Below are 18,264 nucleotides of genomic sequence, written 5' to 3'. Positions count from 1 at the left end.
TTTCCATGGGTGTCAGCCAGATCGATTTAATCCTCTCCCTTCTCCAGCAGATGTGCGTCTATCTGGTTATTGCCTATTTGCTGAGTAAAACTCCTCTATTTATCCCGCTGATGCAGGTTACGATTCGACTGCCGCACAAGCTGGTGTGTTATCTCACGTTCTCGATGTTTTGCATCATGGGTACCTATTTCGGCTTGCATATAGACGATTCTATCGCGAATACGCGTGCCATTGGTGCGGTGCTAGGTGGCGTGCTGGGTGGGCCATCGGTTGGTTTTCTGGTGGGGCTCACCGGAGGTTTACATCGTTATTCGATGGGCGGTATGACGGCGATGGCCTGCATGATTTCAACTGTCGTTGAAGGTTTGGTTGGTGGATTATTGCATCGCTATATGCTGAAAAATAACCGACTGGATCTGCTATTCCAGCCTCTGGTGATCGCAGCGATAACATTTTTGGCTGAATGTTTGCAGATGCTGATCATCCTGATCGTGGCGCGCCCTTTCTGGGAGGCCGAAGAGCTGGTGGAGAACATCGCTTTACCTATGATGATCACCAATACCGTTGGCGCTGCGATGTTTATGCAGATCTTGCTCGATCGGCGGGCGATCTTCGAAAAATATACGTCGGCATTTTCCTCCAAAGCGCTACAAATTGCAGCGCGAGCCGAGGGGGTAATGCGGCAGGGATTCAATCCAAAAAACAGTATGAAAGTTGCGCGCGTGCTCTATGAAGAGCTCGGTGTTGGGGCAGTTGCGATCACTGACCGAGAAAAACTACTGGCATTTATTGGCATCGGTGACGATCACCATTTAGTCGGTGCACCTATCACCTCTCACCATACGCATCGTGCTATTGAGCTCGATCAGGTGGTTTACGCAGACGGTAATGAAGTCGCCTATCAGTGCTCCATTACGCCGAATTGCAAACTGGGGTCAACGCTGGTGATCCCCCTGCGCGGCGAAGATAACCGTGTCGTGGGCAGTATCAAGCTGTATGAGCCAAAGAATAAGCTGTTTTCCAGCATTAACCGCACGTTAGGGGAAGGCATTGCCCACCTGCTGTCAGCACAGATTTTGGCGGGTAAATATGAACAGCAAAAGCAGTTGTTGGTGCAGTCGGAAATCAAGCTTCTGCATGCGCAGGTGAACCCACATTTCCTATTTAATGCGCTTAACACTTTATCGGCAGTGATCCGCCGAGACCCTAATCATGCGCGTAAACTGGTTCTTTCACTCTCAACCTTTTTCCGCAAAAACCTTAAGCGCAGCAGTGATGAAGTGACGCTAGGCGATGAAATCGAACATGTGAAAGCCTATCTAGAAATCGAAAAGGCGCGTTTTGCCGATCATTTGATGATTGATTTTGATATTGATGAGTCTTTGTTGAATGAGCGTTTGCCTGCATTTTCGCTGCAACCTATTGTTGAGAATGCGATTAAGCATGGTACCTCACAGCTGTTTGGTGTTGGAGAAGTTCGCCTACATAGCTGGTGTGATGGGGAAGATATCTTGATAAGCATCGAAGATAACGCCGGTCTCTATCAGTCGAAACCACGCGGCGATGGGCTGGGGATGAATCTGGTCGATCGTAGGATTAAAGCCCGTTATGGCGAACGATTTGGGGTAAGCGTTGAGACCGAAGCGGATAAATTTACCCGCATAGTGGTACGCGTACCGAAATCGGTAGCAGAGGTGTGATAGGACATCTATCGATTAACGACGCCCCCCTTGGAAGGGGGGCATAAAAACTTACAGCACAAACTTCAGCATGCGGCGCAGAGGTTCCGCTGCACCCCATAGCAACTGGTCACCAACGGTGAATGCTGACAGATACTGTGGCCCCATATTGAGTTTGCGCAGACGGCCAACCGGCGTTGACAGTGTGCCGGTGACGGCAGCAGGCGTTAATTCACGCATGCTCAGTTCGCGGTCATTAGGCACGACTTTTACCCAGTCATTGTGGCTAGCCAGAATCTGTTCGATCTCGGGAATTTCCACATCTTTCTTTAGTTTGATGGTAAAGGCTTGGCTATGACAGCGCAGTGCACCTACGCGAACGCATAAACCATCAACTGGAATGATCTCTTTGGTTGCCAAAATCTTGTTGGTTTCGGCTTGGCCTTTCCACTCTTCTTTGCTTTGCCCGTTATCCAGAGCTTTATCGATCCATGGGATCAGGCTACCGGCTAATGGTACGCCAAAATTATCCGTTGGCAGAGTACCACTGCGGCCAAGTTCCGTTACCTTACGCTCGATATCTAAAATGGCTGATGCAGGATTTTGCAACTCTTTAGCCACGCTGTTATGCAGCATGCCCATTTGTGTCAGTAATTCACGCATGTGCCGAGCGCCGCCACCGGAGGCAGCTTGGTAGGTGGCAACGGAAACCCAATCCACCAAATCATTGGCAAATAGCCCGCCGAGTGACATCAGCATCAGGCTAACGGTGCAGTTACCACCGGCGAAAGTTTTAATCCCTCTGTCTAATGCATCGTGAATCACATCGTGGTTCACGGGATCGAGGATAATCACTGAATCTTCGTTCATGCGCAGCGATGACGCTGCATCGATCCAGTAGCCCTGCCAGCCGCTGGCGCGCAGCTTAGGGTAAATATCGTTGGTATAATCGCCGCCCTGGCAGGTGATGATAATATCTAATGCTGTCAGCGCATCGATATCATAGGCATCTTGCAAGGTACCCTGCTGGCCGGTAAAGGTAGGCGCGGGTTGACCATGCTGGGATGTGGAGAAGAAAACCGGGCGAATGGCGTCGAAGTCGCGCTCTTCAATCATGCGCTGCATGAGAACGGAGCCGACCATTCCGCGCCAACCGATAAAACCAACGTTTTTCATATGCTGTCCTACCTTGGAGGTTTTTATATTAATAAGAAGTTGAATAAAACATTGAAGCCGCCTGTCTGTGCGGTGGGGCTTGCCCCATTAACCAAACTTACAAAATGTGTGACGATGCGCAAGTGAATTTATTAGATATGAGTGAATGTATTCATGTGCGTAACTAATAATCGCTGTTTTGGCGCGAGTTATGGCAACGATAGGGTAATCACTCCCTGAATGAAGGCTTTTGTGCCACAATACAAATCAGCTATTTCTTGTGCGATTGTTCACAAAATGACTAAAGGACGATAACGACTCATATGTCTGCTCTGACCCAAAGCTGGTTGCAGCGCGAGAACGAATTTGCAGCATTTACCACCGGCCCATTGCTTGATTTCTGGCAGCAGCGTCAGGAAGATGTATTCATGGGCGTGGATGATGTCTCGATTCGCTTTGTCCGTTTTACGTCCGAACAGCACACCCGCGTGATACTGATTTCTCCGGGACGCATCGAAAGCTACATGAAATACCCTGAATTAGCCTACGATCTGTTTCATAGCGGCTACGACGTGGTGATTGTCGATCATCGCGGTCAGGGGAAGTCGGGTCGAATGCTAGAAGATCATCACCGCGGTCACGTAGTTCGTTTTGATGATTACGTCGATGACCTCGAAATCCTTTGGCAGCAGGAGATTCTGTCTAAGCCCTACCAGCGACGCTTTGCACTAGCGCATTCGATGGGGGGCGCAATCATGGCGTTCTTTCTGGCGCGTAAGCCGCAGGGTGTTGATGCCGCAGCGCTATGCTCGCCTATGACCGGCATTAAGTTGCCTATGCCGCTGTGGCTTGCTAAACGCATTACTGACTGGGCCGAACGTTATCCTACTATGCGCGATAATTATGCGCTTGGTACCGGCCACTGGCGTCCACTGCCTTTTATCGTCAATGAGTTAACTCATAGTCGTGTACGCTACCGCCGTTTTTTACGTTATTACGCCGATTACCCTGAACTACAGGTCGGTGGGCCAACTTACCACTGGGTGCGCGAAAGCATTCAGGCAGGAGAGCGGGCTATCGCACTGGCGAAGAATATTGTTACGCCGCTGCTGCTGTTACAAGCCGGTGGCGATAGGGTCGTCACAAATGCATCACATTTTGCTTTTTGTCAGGCACTCTCGAAAGCGGGAAATCCACCTTACGGCGGTGTTCCCCACATCATTCAAGGCGCACGCCATGAGATCCTGTTTGAGCGGGACGCACAGCGCTCTGAAGCGTTAAATGCCATTTTGGATTTTTACGCCTTACATACTGATTCACAGGCAGAAACTGCCGCCAACCCCAGCTGAGGTTAGAACACACTTTATGTACCACATTGTTGCTTCTGATATGGACGGCACCCTGCTGTCTCCTGCTCATACATTGACTCCCTTTGCGCGCGAAACTCTGCAACAGCTGACCCAGCTAGGTGTGAATTTTGTCTTTGCAACTGGTCGCCATCATATTGATATTGCACAGGTTCGCGATAGCTTAGGTATCAGCGTTTTTATGATTACGTCTAATGGCGCACGCGTTCATAACACCGCCGGTGAGTTAATCTTTAGCCATAACGTTGACGAAGATATCGCTCGTGATCTCTATACTATCGTGCACGATGACCCCGAGATTCTGACCAATGTCTATCGTAATGACGATTGGTTTATGAACCGTGAAAGTCCAGAGCAAAGGGAGTTCTTCCAAGAGTCCGTATTCCACTATCAGGTTTTTGAGCCTGCTCTGCTGCCAACTGATGGGATCTGCAAAGTCTATTTCACCAGCGAGACGCATGAAAAACTGCTGCCGTTGGAAGAGGCCATAAATGCGCGCTGGGGCGATCGTGTAAATGTCAGTTTCTCATTGCCAACCTGTTTGGAAGTGATGGCGGGCGGTGTATCCAAAGGTCACGCGCTGGAATATGTGGCCAAGCTACTAGGTTATACGTTGAAAGACTGCATCGCCTTCGGTGATGGTATGAATGATATGGAGATGCTATCCATGGCTGGGAAAGGTTGCATCATGCGCGATTCTCATCAGCGCCTGAAAGACGCACTGCCAAATTTGGAAGTGATTGGCAGCAACGTGGATGATGCTGTGCCACATTATTTGCGCAAGATGTATCTGGATAAGTAACGGTGAGATAGATTTCGTTCGCCAGCGCGAGTGGTGTTTTGAACGCGTCTGGCTAACTGGCGAACGAAGTATTACCGTGCTTTACCGATAAGAAGCATCTAGCGGGACTTCCGCATCAGGCTCATGCGTGATTCTATTACGTAGATCGCGGCGGATTAGCTCTATGGCCCAGAACCAGACGATATGACCAAAGATTTCTGAGAGGTATTCATCGGCAGGTAACTGTGACAGCGGCGGCGTTAGCCCAAGTAGAGGGAAACTGATCCCATGTACAGCGATAGTACAAAGAATCCCTGCCATCACGCCTTGCCACATTTTCACTTTTGGAAAGCGTTCGGCGACGATGCAGTAACCTATTGCGAACACGAGCGAGAAGAGAATATGTGTCACCATCACCGGATTAATGATGTGTTCGGAAAAGGTATAGACGGTGCTGGTGGGATCAATACCGAGATAATCGCGTAAAAACAGATATGGCGGATTAAACTCGGCACGACCATCGCTAATGGTACGTGGCGGCAATGGCACTTCCGCGCCCCACTTGACGAAAGCAGACATAATCCCCGCAGCAAAGCCCACTAAAGTCGCTACGCCATAACGGCGGCGAGCAGGATCGGTTTGTACAAACAATTCTTTCACAGACATGGTAGCCCTCCTTAGATATCAGTTAGCTTATTGTTGCCCATAGTAAGCATTTGGGCCGTGTTTGCGGCTGAAGTGTTTATTCATTAAATAATGGTCAATTGGCCGTAAACGCGGATTAATACCGCAGGCGATCCATGCCATCTTGGCAACCTCTTCCATCACTACGGCGTTATGCACAGCATCTAAAGCATCCTTACCCCATGCGAATGGTCCATGCTGATAAACCACTATTCCGGGGGTATGCATAGGATTTGTATCCCCCAGTGTTTCTACGATTACTTTGCCGGTATTGAGCTCATAGTCTCCAGCGACTTCGTCAATGGTCAGCGCACGGGTACAGGGAATGTCACCGAAGAAATAGTCAGCATGTGTGGTACCTAAAGCGGGAATGGATAACCCTGCTTGCGCCCACGCCGTGGCATGAGTCGAATGGGTGTGCACAATGCCGCCGAGATGAGGATAACGGCGATAAAGTTCCAGATGAGTAGGTGTGTCGGATGAGGGGCGATAATTGCCTTCCACGATATTGCCCTGCAAATCGACCACCACCATATCATCAGCTTTCATGGTGTCGTAAGGCACTCCGCTGGGTTTGATAATGACGATTCCTCGTTCGCGGTCGATGGCACTCACGTTGCCCCATGTGAATGTGACAAGACCATAGTGTGGCAGCGCCATATTGGCGTCAAAAACTTGCTGCTTAAGTGACTGCATTATGCGACCTCCTCTACTGCTAACCCTGCATTCGCCATGCGTTGCTTAACCCAGTCGCGGGCGGCTTTCACTTCCATAATCGGGTTGGCTGCGGTTTCGCTCCACATTTCAATCAGATAAGGGCCGGAGTAGCCGCTCTCTTTGAGCGTGGCGAAACATCGTTCAAAGTCCACGACACCAGTACCAAACGGTACATTTTTAAACTTACCGGGCTGAGTGTCTTTGACATGAACGGCGACGATGTGGCCGCTGCCAGCCTGCAATTCCATCTGCACGTCGTTATCCCATGCGGAAAGATTGCCGATGTCAGGATAGAGTTGGAACCATGGATTATTGAGATAGTGGGCATAGCCGAGAGCCTTGCTGATTGAGTTCATCAGCGGGTAATCCATAATTTCCATCGCCAGCGTTACCTGAGCACGGCTTGCCATTTCTACCGACTGCTTCAGGCCGTCGCGGAAGCGTTCGCGGGTAGCGTTATTGGCCGTTTGATAATAGACATCATAGCCAGCCAACTGAATCACGCGGATGCCGACGTCTTGTGCCAAACAAATGGCTTTGCGCATGATCTCTAAGCCCTGATCGCGAACAGCATCGTCTTCTGAGCCTAGAGGGAAACGGCGGTGCGCGCTTAGGCACATCGAGGGGACGCGCACGCCGGTTTGGGCAATGGCATTGACCAATGCCAAACGCTGTTCACGACTCCAGTCAAGCCGCGCCAAACGCACATCGCTTTCATCGAGCGACATTTCAACGAAATCGAATCCGAGTTCTGCGGCCAGCTGCAAACGCGGCAGCCAGTCTTCACCCGCAGGCAGTGCTTTTTCGTATATTCCGAGAGGGACGGCTTTCTGGAGCATGAGATTTACCTTAGCCCCACAGTTGGGCGATAGAACGTTTGAATTGGCGCGCTGCTTCTACTGGGCTAGCGGCATCGCGAATGCTGCGGCCTGCGATAAATACGTGGATTGGAATCCCTTTGAACAAAGGTAAATCCTCTAACGCGAGCCCACCGGTGACGGTCACTTTGAAACCCATATCGGCTAAGCGGCGAATTGATGCGATATCGGCGTCGCTCCATGCCACGCCAGCGGCCTGAGCATCACGACTGCGGTGATAAACGACCTGTTGAATACCGGCACTGCGCCATTCTGCAGCCTGTTCCCAAGTCCAGTAACCGGTCAGCTCGATTTGCACGTCGCCATTAAATTCTTTGGCAGTATCTAAGGCGCCCTTGGCAGTATTGATATCTGCGCAGCAAATGACGGTGACCCAATCGGCATTGGCTTCAAAACACATGCGCGAGAGGATTTTCCCTGCATCGGCGATCTTGGCGTCAGCCAGCACGATTTTGTGCGGATAGAGCGCTTTAAGATCGCGCACCGCGCGTACGCCTTCACCAACGCACAAAATAGTGCCAACTTCGATAATGTCGACCTCTTCGGCGATTAAGCGAGTGGTTTTGTAGGCGTCATCTAGGGTTTGATTATCAAGTGCCACCTGCAGCATCGGTAATGAGTGAGACATTTGTGTACTCCAAAAGTAAGTTTTTGACATGAGCCTACCCAGCCGCCCTTATTAGGGTGGAGCAGAATGATGCTGTGTATTTCCTCCCCATAAAGGGGAGGTCGGGTAGGTCTGGTGAGTGTTAAGCCTGTACGGCGTTGGCCCGATCGATCAGATCTAGAACATCCTGTTCGGTGCGGCACGCACGTAGGCGATCAAAATTTGCTTCATCTTCAAATAGGTTAACGATCTGCATGATCCCTACTTCCTGATGCGTATGGGCATCAACGGCCGCCATGGTGATCAGAATATCAACCGGATCGTTATCTTCATGGTTAAACGAGAGTGGCGTTTTGAGAGTCACCAGAGAAAAACCGGTTTTCTTCACCCCTTCTTCCGGCCTGCCGTGCGGCATCGCTAAACCGGGACACAGAACGAAGTAAGGACCAAATCGCTCAACACCGTCAAGAATGGCCTGATAGTAACGAGGCTCGACAACGTCGGCTTGAACCAAGAGGTCAACGCCAATCTTGACCGCTTCTTGCCAAGTGCTGGCTTCAGCCTGCAAACGGATAGAGTGGTTTTGAGCCAGAGAATCACGCAGTTTCATACCTGCTCCTGTTACTTAATGTCTTTAGGGAAGTGCTCTTTAATCACGTCCATCAGCTTAGGACCAAAGTCTGCGGCAGAAAGCATGTTGCGTACGCCTACGACGTATTTATTGCCGGTCACAGTGATTTCATCGGCGACGTGGGTCGAGGCAATGATGATATCTGCGCCGCTTAGTTCTGATTTATATTCACCAACGGCGCAGCTATTGACGCTGTGATCGATGTTTTGCTGTGTCAGAAACTGATCGACTTTCATTTTCATAATCATGGAACTGCCTTGCCCACAACCGCATACCGCTAGGATTCGTACTGTCATGATTTGTGCTCCAGTTAATTAATTTGCAGAAGATTTATTGAGTGCTGCTTTTTCTGCATCCTCTTCAGCGCGCAGCGAGCGGCCAGCGAAGAACATGTAAATCAGTGCGATGGCAATAATGACGCCCATAAACCACAGACCAAAGGTCAAGCCTTGCATGATTGGCGGTGCCAAGATCGACCAGTCAGCCATTCCCATCCATGCGCTCAGTCCGGTCAATTTGACCGCCCAAACGCAGCCAAAGATCTCAATCATTCCCATGATGAGACAAACCTTGAGTGCTGCGCGCCAGCCGCCGTAGTGATTGGCAAACACGCCAATGGTGGCATTGGAGAAGAACATAGGAATAAAGCCGGGAATAATCATGATGGAAGAGCCAATACCAACCAAAATGCCTACCGCAATCAGCTGTCCGATAGTCCCCCACATGAAGCCCCATACGACGGCGTTAGGTGCAAAGCTATAGATAGCTGCGCAGTCGATAGCCAGAACAGCACCGGGGATCAGACGTTGAGAAATACCGTTGAAAGCTTCAGAGAGTTCCGCCACGAACATGCGTACGCCCTGAATAATGATGAAAATAGCGACGGCAAATTGGAAGCCGGTTTGCAAGATATAGATTGTCCAGTGTGTTTTCCCTGCCATCTGTTGCACGGTGTCGATGCCGAAGGAGCAGAGGATGGCGCCGAAGAATACGGTCATGACAATGGCGGTAGAAACGATGTTGTCATGGAAAATGTTTAACCAGCCCGGCAGCTTGAGGTCTTCAACGCTCTCTTCTTTTTTGCCGAGATAAGGTGCGACCTTACAGGCAATCCACGCTGCGAATTGCTGCTGGTGACCAATGGAGAAACCGCAGCCGTCGGTGACGTCTTGAGTTGGCTTAAACATCATATTGGAGGTGATGCCCCAATATAGCGAGACGAGAATCGCGGTACAGACAATCGTTGTCCACATCGGGTAGCCAAAAATGTAGAAGAAGACCGCGATAAGACCGGCCTGCTGAAACATGATGTGGCCGGTTAGCATGATGGTGCGGATACCGGTAATACGACGAAACAGCACGTAGAGAATGTTGAGCGCCAGCGCTAGCAGCACGGCATATCCCACCCAGCTATAAGCATCCCCCATGCGTTCGACGGTAGCCATCATTGCTGCATAAGTATCTGATATTGCACCGTTAATACCATAAACTTCTGACAGCTTGGCAACAACTGGCTTGAAGGTGCTGGTCAGAATGCCTGAACCCGCCTGAAGTAGCATAAAACCAATAATAGTTTTGATGGTGCCTTTGATAATGACAGTTGCGCTCTTGCGTAATAGCAAATATCCCAAGCATGTCACGATACCCAGCAGCAGCGGGGCATTTGTCATGACCTGATTAAAGAATATGGTGAAGATGTTGTAGAGGGTTTCCATAAAGCACTCCGCTCGGCTTTTGGCTTTTATTCCTGTCGTGTTTCTCTTTGTTATTCACAGACAGGTTCTGTGTTGTACAAAATCACTCTAACAATCACAAAGAATCATTTAAAGATTTTATTTGATTATTTGTGAGGTGTATCCCAACTTGAACTGTGTGGTTATTAAGCTTTATCTTAACTTATTTCGCTTTCTTTTTTTATTTATTTAAAACAATTGGTTATGTTGTTATTGTTGTGCGATAACACGCGTAAGCGTCTTTTTTAATGATGTTTTTGTGAGTGTCATCATAGAAAATTAGGTTTTGCGTCTGACTTTAATCATGGTAGATTTCTCATAACAAATCATATTTATTCTTTTTGTGATTTATTTTGATTTAAACAGCCAAGGTGAGGAGCGTCACTCTCCCAGCCGCAGACCTGAATACGATGAGGGGCACACCATGAGTAAGATTGAAAGCATCAGCCGAGAGTCTTGGATCCTAAGTACTTTTCCAGAATGGGGCTCTTGGCTAAACGAAGAGATTGAGCAGGAGAAAGTTGTGCCGGGTACTTTTGCCATGTGGTGGCTCGGCTGTACGGGCATTTGGCTGAAATCTGAAGGGGGTGCCAATATCTGCGTCGATTTCTGGTGTGGTACAGGGAAACAGAGCCACGGTAACCCACTGATGAAGGATGGTCATCAGATGCAGCGCATGGCTGGGGTGAAAAAATTGCAGCCGAACCTACGCACCACGCCGTTTGTGCTAGACCCATTTGCCATCCGCCAGATTGATGCGGTGCTTTCTACCCACGACCACAATGACCACATTGACGTTAATGTCGCCGCTGCGGTGATGCAAAACTGCGATAGCAGCGTTCCGTTTATCGGCCCGCAGACCTGCGTAGATCTGTGGGTTGGCTGGGGTGTGCCGCGTGAGCGCTGCATCGTGATGAAACCCGGCGACGTAGTGAAAATCAAGGATGTGGAGATCCTCGCTCTGGATGCTTTTGACCGCACGGCGCTGATTACGCTGCCTGCCAATGAAAAAGCCGCGGGTGTATTACCGGACGGTATGGATAAGCGCGCGGTGAACTATTTATTTAAAACCCCAGGCGGTAATCTGTATCACAGCGGTGACTCGCACTATTCCAACTACTACGCGAAGCATGGCAACGAGCATAAAATTGATGTGGCGTTGGGCTCATATGGTGAGAATCCACGTGGAATTACCGACAAGATGACCAGCTCGGATATTTTACGCATGGCGGAATCGCTAAAAACGCAGGTTGTGATCCCGTTCCATCACGATATTTGGTCAAACTTCCAAGCCGATCCTCAAGAGATTCGCGTACTGTGGGAAATGAAAAAAGATCGTCTGAAATATGGATTCAAGCCATTTATTTGGCAGGTTGGCGGCAAATTTACCTATCCGTTGGATAAGGATAATTTCGAATATCATTATCCACGCGGCTTTGATGATTGTTTCACTATTGAACCTGATTTACCGTTCAAATCATTCTTATAATAATCAGTCTAATACTGCCTTTGAAGCCGAGTTTTATACTCGGCTTTTACGTTTTATAACCACTGCTTTAAAACGTGTTTTTTTTACTATCTTCAAATATAATCACCAAATAATCATCTATGCGCTGGAATTAATCATGACTGAATCGCAAAGGCATCAGCTCTTGCTGGAAATGCTGCAACAAACTGGATTTGTTACCGTTGAGCAGGTAATTGATCGCCTTCAAGTTTCTCCTGCGACGGCGCGTCGTGACATTAACAAACTGGGCGAAAGCGGTAAGCTGAAGAAAGTACGTAACGGTGCTGAAGCGGTAAGCCAAAATCGTGTGGCTTGGACTCCGATGAATATTCATCAAGCGCAGAATCATGAAGAGAAAGTTCGCATCGCGCGCGCAGCGTCACAGCTGGTAAAGCCAGGGGAAAGCATCGTCATCAACTGTGGTTCGACGGCTTTCACGCTGGGGCGTGAAATTTGTGGTAAGGATGCGCAGGTGATTACTAACTATTTGCCGTTGGCCAATTTCCTGATTGAACAGGAACATGACAGCGTGGTGATTATGGGGGGCCAATATAATCGTAGCCAAGCTATTACATTGGCACCGCAGGAAGGTGAGTCTTCGTTATATGCGGGGCACTGGATGTTCACAAGTGGCAAGGGGCTCACCGCTGAAGGGCTATATAAGACCGATATGCTGACGGCGATGGCTGAGCAGAAGATGCTCAACTATGTCGGGAAATTAGTAGTGCTGGTGGATAGTAGCAAAGTTGGACAGCGGGCAGGCATGCTATTCAGCCGCGCCGAGCAGATTGATATCGTGATAACGGGCAAAGCCGCTGACGAGAAAGTCATTGAACAACTGAAAGCCCAAGGTGTGGAAGTGATTTTGGTCTAACGCAGTAATAAATTACCCCTCCCAGCCGCGCTAACTTCAGGGGCTGGGCGGAGTTGAGAAAATCAGTAGTATCAGAAAATCAGTAGTAAGAGTGCTCGCCGCGTTCGTGTTCAGTCAGATCGCGTACGCCTTTCAGCTCAGGGAATTTCTGCAGCAGCTCTTTCTCGATACCTTCTTTCAAGGTGTAGTCCACCATTGAACAGCCGTTACAGCCGCCACCGAACTGCAGAATGGCAATGCCATCTTCGGTGATTTCCATCAGCGTTACCTTACCACCATGACCCGCCAGCTGTGGGTTAATCTGCGATTGCAGCACGTACTCCACGCGTTCGATCAGCGGAGCATCGTCGTCTACTTTACGCATTTTGGCGTTAGGCGCTTTCAGCGTTAGTTGAGAACCTAGCTGATCGGTAACAAAATCGATCTCTGCATCTTCCAGATAGGGGGCACTTACATCGTCAACATAGGCTGATAGTTTCTCGAAATCGAGTTTGGTATCGTTCGCTTCTACCGCATCCGGTGGGCAATAGGAAACGCCGCACTCTGCGGTTGGCGTGCCTGGATTAATCACGAAAACACGGATCTGGGTGCCTGCTTCTTGGTTTGCCAGCAGCTTGGCAAAGTGCTCTTGGGCAGCTTCGGTAATACGGATCATGGCATTTGCTCAATAGTTGACTCATCTGGTTGGTTATAATACGCCGATTGTAAAGTGCTCACAAGGTTCGACAAAGGCATACAACTTGTATGGATTTGGCGCCTTGGGCGATTAACAGGCGGCTAACTTCTCCGATAGTGCTGCCGGTGGTGAATACATCATCGACTAATAAAATATGTTTACCTGAAGGATTTTGCTGGCAGGTAAATGCATTGCGTAAATTGCGACGACGTCTCACTGCGGAGAGGCTTTGTTGAGGGCGGGTATTGCGTGTACGCTTTAGCAGTTCGGGAGAATACGGACATTGTAACCATCGGGCGAGCGGCTTCGCGAGTCTGTCACTTTGATTGAAACCCCTTCGCCATTGGCGTTGCCGATGCAGCGGTATAATCGTAACGAGATCGGGAGTTGGCAGGAGCCGCGTTCGGCGAGCGTCGAGATAGCTCAATAGCATGAGCCGCGCTAGCGCCGATCCTATTTGCCATTTTCCTTGGTATTTTAGACGATGTATCAATTGACTCAGTGGCGGCTGGTAATCACTGACAAAAATGAGCTGCTGCCAATACGGAGGCTTTTGTATACACCGACCGCAGACCCGCTTCGGGTCGCCATTGGGTAGTCCACAGCGTGGGCAAACCGAGAGTGTGTTTAAGCTAGCCGAGGTACAGAAACTGCAGATTCCTTGTATGGGGACTCTGAGCGGAAGCTGACAGATCCAGCAGCGGGCACTGATAATGAACATTTTCTCCTCCTGAGAATGCAGACCTAACAGACGGACAATAACTGATGAATGAGCTCTATTGGCATACTTGTGGTGAAGGCGACCGCGATCTTGTGTTGTTGCACGGATGGGGGCTGAATGCCGAGGTGTGGCGTTGCATTTTGCCGCGATTAAGTACGCAATTTCGTGTGCATTTGGTGGATCTGCCGGGCTATGGTCGCAGTCAGGGATTTGGTGCGCTAACGTTGGTACAGATGAGTGACCTTGTGATCCGGCAAGCGCCAGAGAAAGCCATTTGGCTGGGATGGTCGATGGGGGGGTTAGTCGCAAGTGATATTGCGCTGCGTTACCCAGAGCGAGTTTCCGCGCTGATTACTGTTTCTTCCTCTCCGTGCTTTACCGCTCGAGAAGGATGGCCTGGGATTAAAAATGAGGTGTTAAGTGGTTTTCAACATCAACTAAGTGAAGATTTTAAACGCACCGTAGAACGTTTTTTAGCATTACAGACTTTGGGTACGGAAAGTGCACGGCAGGATGCCCGTATTTTGAAAGACGTGGTGTTAACACAGCAAATGCCATCAGTTGAGGTACTCAACGGGGGGTTGGATATTCTCCGTACTGAAGATTTACGTGAGCAGATTGCAGGCTTATCTATGCCGCTGCTACGTATTTACGGCTATCTGGATGGATTAGTACCTCGCAAGGTCGCTGCGCTGCTGGATGAGTCTTGCCCTAAGAGCGAGTCCGTGGTGATTCAAAAATCAGCTCATGCGCCGTTTGTGTCACACCCAGCGGAGTTTTGTGAGGTGGTGGAGACGTGGGTGAGAGGGGCGTAAGAGGGTTTTATCCTAGACGCCATTTTCGCTCCGGTTTGGTATCGGCCATCCAGGCCGCCCCAAACTCCGTCACGACATCCCTGTCGTGACGGCTCTATCTTGAGTCGCCTTGCTCGGACGCCTGTACAGTGTTCATGTAGATCGTAGCGTTCTGGGCGTGCGAAACCTTACACCGAAACCCACACTGCAGGCAGTAATCAGTGGACTCCCTTCGTCTTGTATACCACCGTCTCACAGTTCTTACTCGTCTCAGGGCATCCTTTGCAGCTGCCACTTACGCAGCCATTATCGATGTCCTCAACTTTTTCTACACAGCCCATTTGCTCTAAGCGTTCTAGCATCGCCAGCACCATGGCTGGCGAGCCGTTGACTTCGCGGCAGAGCTGATTGAGCTCGATGCGGCCGTGTAGGGCAACCGTATCGCGTACTTTTAGCAGGCTTGCCATTCTGTCTTCCTCTTAATACTCACCGTGTGTCATTAGCCTTAATGACAGCTGCCCTTACTGGTATTACAGCAGCAACTGGCTGGGTCGTTAACTAAACGCACGCTCACTCGGTCGCGTGAACGGCGTAGGGCGACCAATACTAACGCATTGAATATCACGACAAGAGCAATGGCTATGGAGCTGTACTGCGGGTGGCTGGTGAAATTAGCCACCTGATAGAACACGGTTGCTAGTGAATATGCGACGTTCAAGCCCCACAGAATGGAGAATGTCATCCAGCCCCGGCTGCTTTCACGAGCAATAGCGCCCATCACTGATACACAAGGTACGTAGAGCAAAACGAAGATCAAGTAGGCATAAGCGGCACTCGCGCTGCCAAATTTGCTGCCCATGACGCCCATTGAACCCGATTCCATCTCCCCGTCACCTTTGCTGGCTTCGATTGGGTTGGCGAATACGCTCAGGCTAAAGGTGTCTTTCAGGCTTTGCCATGTTTCACCCACGGCTTCTTCTAAGCCACCAATCAGGCTATAGGCTGCTGGATCGAACTCTTCTTCATGAATTTGCTCGGCGGTGTACAAGGTGTTCAAGGTACCAACAACCACTTCTTTCGCCATAGCGCCAGTCACCAAACCGACGGTAGCCTGCCAGTTATCGCTGTGAACGCCGATAGGTTGTAGCAAGGGCGTCATCACTTTACTGACAGAGGCCAGCGCAGAATCGTTGATGCTGTCTACGGCTTTTCCACTGAAGGAGAAACTGTTCAGCGCACCGATAAAGATACTGACGATGATGATAACTTTACCCGCGCGCAGTACGAAGCCTTTCAGACGCTGCCAAGTTTGCAAAAGCAGGCTTTTCAAATGAGGGACGTGATAGACCGGTAGTTCCATCACAAACGGAGATGCTTCACCGCGCATGATAGTGTGCTTAAGCATCAGCCCTGTCAGAATCGCCATGACAATACCAAGCATATACAGCGAGAACACTACCAGTGCGCCACCTTGGCCGAAGAACGCTGCAGAAAACACAGCAAAGATCGCCAAACGCGCACCGCAGGACATAAATGGTGCCATTAGCACGGTGATCAGGCGTTCACGTGGTGCATCTAGCGTACGAGCTCCCATAACGGAAGGCACGTTACAGCCAAAACCGACGATCAACGGAACGAATGATTTACCTGGTAAGCCCAATGCCTGCATCATGCGGTCAACCACGAAAGCGGCGCGTGCCATATAACCGGAGTCCTCAAGGAAGGAGAGGAACAGATACATCATGCCGATTTGCGGTACGAGAGGCAGTACGGTGTTAATACCGCCACCAACGCCTTGAGCAAGGAAAATGGTCAGCCATTCAGGGAAGTGCAGTGTATACCCAAGCCACTGTAGACCTTGGACAAAGATGGTTGAAGAACCAACGTCGAACAGCGGCTGCAAAGCGCCACCAATGTTGATCGCCAAAACAAACATGATGTACATCACCAGCAGGAAAATCGGTATGCCCAGCCAGCGATTGAGAATAATGCGGTCTAGTTTTTCCGTCAGGATATTAGGCAGCGCCGTGGTGGTATTACTCACGGAATCACAAATATCCGTAATACTTTGATAACGCGAATCCGCAATGATCAATGCAGGATCTTCGTTTAGCGTGCGCTTCAGCGTTTCCTGCACTTCAGGCAGAATTTTCAATGCATTGCTGGCGCGCGTTGAGCTATAAATATCCCCTTCCAGCAACTGTAGTGCCAGCCAACGACGTTGCTGTACGGCTAAAGTGTCAGGCATCGCTTGAGACAAACGATCCACCTGTCCCAGCAGCAGAGGGGGATATTCGACTAGCGCTTCAACCGCGCATGTCGGCGGCAAATCGATGGCTTTTTTAAGTTCAACAATGCCACTGGCGCGGGTAGAGATGAGAGGGATTACCGGGCAACCGAGGCGATGAGAAAGGGCTTCAATATCAATTTCAATCTGCTGACTGTGAGCGATATCCAGCATATTCAGTGCGATGATGCAGGGGATACCCAACTCGAGAAGTTGCAGCGTTAGATACAGATTGCGCTCAAGGTTAGAGGCATCAACAACGTTGATGATTAAATCAGCGTCCCCGCTCAGGATATAGTGACAAGCGATCTGCTCATCCAACGATGTCTGTTCTGAAATCGTTGTCAGCGAATAAGTACCCGGTAGATCTACCAGTTTGACTTGATGTTCCTGAGTCGTGAAATGACCTTCTTTACGTTCTACCGTAACGCCAGCCCAGTTACCAACGCGCTGGCGGGAACCTGTCAGCTGGTTGAATAGCGTGGTTTTACCTGAGTTGGGGTTACCGATTAACCCGATGGTGAGTTGTTTCATAATCCAACATTTTATAAGGAGAGTGTGCAGCAGACGAGCAGACCGTCGGTCTTATCGCCATCCCATAAATGATCGCCGCTGATAATTGGTCAGCAGCAAAGCGAGTCGCGTATCTATGCGCCGTTAGCCGTAATCTGAGGCGTCATGACGCTGGTTTTGGTTTTATCGTCCAGCGGCATCGATTCAATCGTCAATAATTCAAGATCTTTTTTACGCAGAACGAGGCTTACACGGCGCGATTTCACTTCAATTGGGTCGCCAAGTGGCGCAATGCGAACCACGCTGAATGGAGAGCCTGGCAAAAAACCCAGAGAAAGTAATTTCTGACGGTAGGCAGGGCTAATTAAAGGCGAAAAGCCAATAATTTTATATTGGTGGCCCGGAATAAGCTGATGCATAAAAACCTTCTTACATTCGGTAATTTGCTACGGAGAAATACTCGGGTCTGAGGTTTTATATCAGACGGGAGAACCGGATTATTTTTATCCTTGGCGATAGCGCCGCGCATTCTAGAAGAGTGATGCAAGATGGCATTGGAGAATGCGTAATATAATAATATTGAGAATCATTATTAAAATCACAGGAAAAAAGTCGCCAAGGCTGTGAAATCTGTCGTCAACGTCCTCGGCGGATTAGCTG

The 18,264-nt window shown here is 49.6% G+C and carries 19 protein-coding genes; 6 read left to right on the top strand and 13 right to left on the bottom strand.

Going from position 1 to position 18,264, the window contains the following annotated elements; translation table 11 throughout:
* The first annotated feature begins 5 nt into the window (after window positions 1-5).
* Window positions 6-1,700, top strand: coding sequence for a sensor histidine kinase (locus tag K9N75_RS20510; RefSeq protein WP_008815531.1), 1,695 nt, complete (start codon window positions 6-8; stop codon window positions 1,698-1,700).
* 51 nt (window positions 1,701-1,751) lie between these two features.
* Here K9N75_RS20510 and asd read toward each other — a convergent pair whose 3' ends face one another.
* Window positions 1,752-2,855, bottom strand: a complete 1,104-nt coding sequence (gene asd / locus K9N75_RS20505) for an aspartate-semialdehyde dehydrogenase (RefSeq protein ID WP_008815530.1) — start codon at window positions 2,853-2,855, stop codon at window positions 1,752-1,754.
* 302 nt (window positions 2,856-3,157) lie between these two features.
* On the opposite strand from asd, the gene pldB reads away from it, so the two are divergent.
* Window positions 3,158-4,183, top strand: a complete 1,026-nt coding sequence (pldB, locus tag K9N75_RS20500) for a lysophospholipase L2 (RefSeq protein ID WP_224452057.1) — start codon at window positions 3,158-3,160, stop codon at window positions 4,181-4,183.
* A 16-nt stretch (window positions 4,184-4,199) separates the two neighbouring features.
* Window positions 4,200-5,003 (top strand): sugar/pyridoxal phosphate phosphatase YigL, encoded by an 804-nt coding sequence (gene yigL / locus K9N75_RS20495; protein ID WP_224452056.1) that lies wholly within the window; start codon window positions 4,200-4,202, stop codon window positions 5,001-5,003.
* A gap of 81 nt (window positions 5,004-5,084) precedes the next feature.
* Here yigL and K9N75_RS20490 read toward each other — a convergent pair whose 3' ends face one another.
* The 7 genes from K9N75_RS20490 to K9N75_RS20460 form a co-directional block, all read right to left on the bottom strand.
* Window positions 5,085-5,648: a YagU family protein gene (locus K9N75_RS20490; RefSeq protein ID WP_224452055.1), complete on the bottom strand. Its 564-nt coding sequence runs from the start codon at window positions 5,646-5,648 to the stop codon at window positions 5,085-5,087.
* Between the two features lie 27 nt (window positions 5,649-5,675).
* Window positions 5,676-6,362: an L-ribulose-5-phosphate 4-epimerase gene (locus K9N75_RS20485; RefSeq protein ID WP_061059436.1), complete on the bottom strand. Its 687-nt coding sequence runs from the start codon at window positions 6,360-6,362 to the stop codon at window positions 5,676-5,678.
* Window positions 6,362-7,222 (bottom strand): L-ribulose-5-phosphate 3-epimerase, encoded by an 861-nt coding sequence (locus K9N75_RS20480; protein ID WP_008815525.1) that lies wholly within the window; start codon window positions 7,220-7,222, stop codon window positions 6,362-6,364. The genes K9N75_RS20485 and K9N75_RS20480 overlap by 1 nt, the downstream gene beginning before the upstream one ends.
* Before the next feature lie 10 nt (window positions 7,223-7,232).
* On the bottom strand, window positions 7,233-7,889 hold the full coding sequence (locus tag K9N75_RS20475; RefSeq protein ID WP_020303556.1) for a 3-keto-L-gulonate-6-phosphate decarboxylase UlaD: 657 nt from the start codon (window positions 7,887-7,889) through the stop codon (window positions 7,233-7,235).
* 121 nt (window positions 7,890-8,010) lie between these two features.
* The gene (gene ulaC / locus K9N75_RS20470) at window positions 8,011-8,478 is read right to left on the bottom strand and encodes a PTS ascorbate transporter subunit IIA (RefSeq protein ID WP_004091035.1); all 468 of its coding nucleotides are present in this window, start codon (window positions 8,476-8,478) and stop codon (window positions 8,011-8,013) included.
* 11 nt (window positions 8,479-8,489) lie between these two features.
* Window positions 8,490-8,795 (bottom strand): PTS ascorbate transporter subunit IIB, encoded by a 306-nt coding sequence (gene ulaB / locus K9N75_RS20465; RefSeq protein ID WP_020303557.1) that lies wholly within the window; start codon window positions 8,793-8,795, stop codon window positions 8,490-8,492.
* 18 nt (window positions 8,796-8,813) lie between these two features.
* The gene (locus tag K9N75_RS20460; RefSeq protein WP_008815523.1) at window positions 8,814-10,214 is read right to left on the bottom strand and encodes a PTS ascorbate-specific subunit IIBC; all 1,401 of its coding nucleotides are present in this window, start codon (window positions 10,212-10,214) and stop codon (window positions 8,814-8,816) included.
* 442 nt (window positions 10,215-10,656) lie between these two features.
* Between K9N75_RS20460 and ulaG the strand changes: the two genes are divergently transcribed.
* Window positions 10,657-11,721 carry an L-ascorbate 6-phosphate lactonase gene (gene ulaG, locus K9N75_RS20455; protein WP_061059438.1) on the top strand — a complete coding sequence of 355 codons (1,065 nt, stop codon included), beginning with the start codon at window positions 10,657-10,659 and terminating at the stop codon, window positions 11,719-11,721.
* Window positions 11,722-11,857: 136 nt separating this feature from the next.
* The gene (ulaR, locus tag K9N75_RS20450) at window positions 11,858-12,613 is read left to right on the top strand and encodes an HTH-type transcriptional regulator UlaR (RefSeq protein WP_008815521.1); all 756 of its coding nucleotides are present in this window, start codon (window positions 11,858-11,860) and stop codon (window positions 12,611-12,613) included.
* A gap of 79 nt (window positions 12,614-12,692) precedes the next feature.
* On the opposite strand, the gene nfuA is transcribed toward ulaR, so the two are convergent.
* Window positions 12,693-13,268, bottom strand: coding sequence for a Fe-S biogenesis protein NfuA (nfuA, locus tag K9N75_RS20445; protein ID WP_004091023.1), 576 nt, complete (start codon window positions 13,266-13,268; stop codon window positions 12,693-12,695).
* A gap of 58 nt (window positions 13,269-13,326) precedes the next feature.
* On the bottom strand, window positions 13,327-14,010 hold the full coding sequence (gene gntX, locus K9N75_RS20440; protein ID WP_008815520.1) for a DNA utilization protein GntX: 684 nt from the start codon (window positions 14,008-14,010) through the stop codon (window positions 13,327-13,329).
* A gap of 44 nt (window positions 14,011-14,054) precedes the next feature.
* Here gntX and bioH point away from each other — a divergent pair, with 44 nt between their 5' ends.
* Entirely contained in the window at window positions 14,055-14,825 is a 771-nt protein-coding gene (gene bioH, locus K9N75_RS20435) for a pimeloyl-ACP methyl ester esterase BioH (RefSeq protein ID WP_224452054.1), read from the top strand.
* A 197-nt stretch (window positions 14,826-15,022) separates the two neighbouring features.
* On the opposite strand, the gene K9N75_RS20430 is transcribed toward bioH, so the two are convergent.
* The 3 genes from K9N75_RS20430 to feoA form a co-directional block, all read right to left on the bottom strand.
* Complete coding sequence (locus K9N75_RS20430) at window positions 15,023-15,271, bottom strand: FeoC-like transcriptional regulator (protein WP_008815518.1); 249 nt, start codon at window positions 15,269-15,271, stop codon at window positions 15,023-15,025.
* 38 nt (window positions 15,272-15,309) lie between these two features.
* Window positions 15,310-17,625, bottom strand: coding sequence for a Fe(2+) transporter permease subunit FeoB (gene feoB / locus K9N75_RS20425; protein ID WP_008815517.1), 2,316 nt, complete (start codon window positions 17,623-17,625; stop codon window positions 15,310-15,312).
* 113 nt (window positions 17,626-17,738) lie between these two features.
* Window positions 17,739-18,023 (bottom strand): ferrous iron transporter A, encoded by a 285-nt coding sequence (gene feoA / locus K9N75_RS20420; protein WP_008815516.1) that lies wholly within the window; start codon window positions 18,021-18,023, stop codon window positions 17,739-17,741.
* Window positions 18,024-18,264 lie beyond the last annotated feature (241 nt).

Origin of the sequence: Hafnia paralvei (assembly GCF_020150375.1) — a bacterium.
Taxonomy (GTDB): domain Bacteria; phylum Pseudomonadota; class Gammaproteobacteria; order Enterobacterales; family Enterobacteriaceae; genus Hafnia; species Hafnia paralvei.
Note: the sequence above shows the minus strand (reverse complement) of the source record. Positions and strands in the feature narration are given on the sequence as shown.

Bases quoted from the DNA above. Each gene is read 5' to 3' on its own strand.
- bioH (WP_224452054.1), top strand. From the start codon at position 14,055: ATGAATGAGCTCTATTGGCATACTTGTGGTGAAGGCGACCGCGATCTT.
- ulaC (WP_004091035.1), bottom strand. From the start codon at position 8,478: ATGAAACTGCGTGATTCTCTGGCTCAAAACCACTCTATCCGTTTGCAG.
- ulaB (WP_020303557.1), bottom strand. From the start codon at position 8,795: ATGACAGTACGAATCCTAGCGGTATGCGGTTGTGGGCAAGGCAGTTCC.
- asd (WP_008815530.1), bottom strand. From the start codon at position 2,855: ATGAAAAACGTTGGTTTTATCGGTTGGCGCGGAATGGTCGGCTCCGTT.
- K9N75_RS20480 (WP_008815525.1), bottom strand. From the start codon at position 7,222: ATGCTCCAGAAAGCCGTCCCTCTCGGAATATACGAAAAAGCACTGCCT.
- nfuA (WP_004091023.1), bottom strand. From the start codon at position 13,268: ATGATCCGTATTACCGAAGCTGCCCAAGAGCACTTTGCCAAGCTGCTG.
- K9N75_RS20460 (WP_008815523.1), bottom strand. From the start codon at position 10,214: ATGGAAACCCTCTACAACATCTTCACCATATTCTTTAATCAGGTCATG.
- pldB (WP_224452057.1), top strand. From the start codon at position 3,158: ATGTCTGCTCTGACCCAAAGCTGGTTGCAGCGCGAGAACGAATTTGCA.
- K9N75_RS20430 (WP_008815518.1), bottom strand. From the start codon at position 15,271: ATGGCAAGCCTGCTAAAAGTACGCGATACGGTTGCCCTACACGGCCGC.
- gntX (WP_008815520.1), bottom strand. From the start codon at position 14,010: ATGTTCATTATCAGTGCCCGCTGCTGGATCTGTCAGCTTCCGCTCAGA.
- K9N75_RS20510 (WP_008815531.1), top strand. From the start codon at position 6: ATGGGTGTCAGCCAGATCGATTTAATCCTCTCCCTTCTCCAGCAGATG.
- K9N75_RS20485 (WP_061059436.1), bottom strand. From the start codon at position 6,362: ATGCAGTCACTTAAGCAGCAAGTTTTTGACGCCAATATGGCGCTGCCA.
- K9N75_RS20490 (WP_224452055.1), bottom strand. From the start codon at position 5,648: ATGTCTGTGAAAGAATTGTTTGTACAAACCGATCCTGCTCGCCGCCGT.
- ulaG (WP_061059438.1), top strand. From the start codon at position 10,657: ATGAGTAAGATTGAAAGCATCAGCCGAGAGTCTTGGATCCTAAGTACT.
- K9N75_RS20475 (WP_020303556.1), bottom strand. From the start codon at position 7,889: ATGTCTCACTCATTACCGATGCTGCAGGTGGCACTTGATAATCAAACC.
- feoB (WP_008815517.1), bottom strand. From the start codon at position 17,625: ATGAAACAACTCACCATCGGGTTAATCGGTAACCCCAACTCAGGTAAA.
- yigL (WP_224452056.1), top strand. From the start codon at position 4,200: ATGTACCACATTGTTGCTTCTGATATGGACGGCACCCTGCTGTCTCCT.
- feoA (WP_008815516.1), bottom strand. From the start codon at position 18,023: ATGCATCAGCTTATTCCGGGCCACCAATATAAAATTATTGGCTTTTCG.
- ulaR (WP_008815521.1), top strand. From the start codon at position 11,858: ATGACTGAATCGCAAAGGCATCAGCTCTTGCTGGAAATGCTGCAACAA.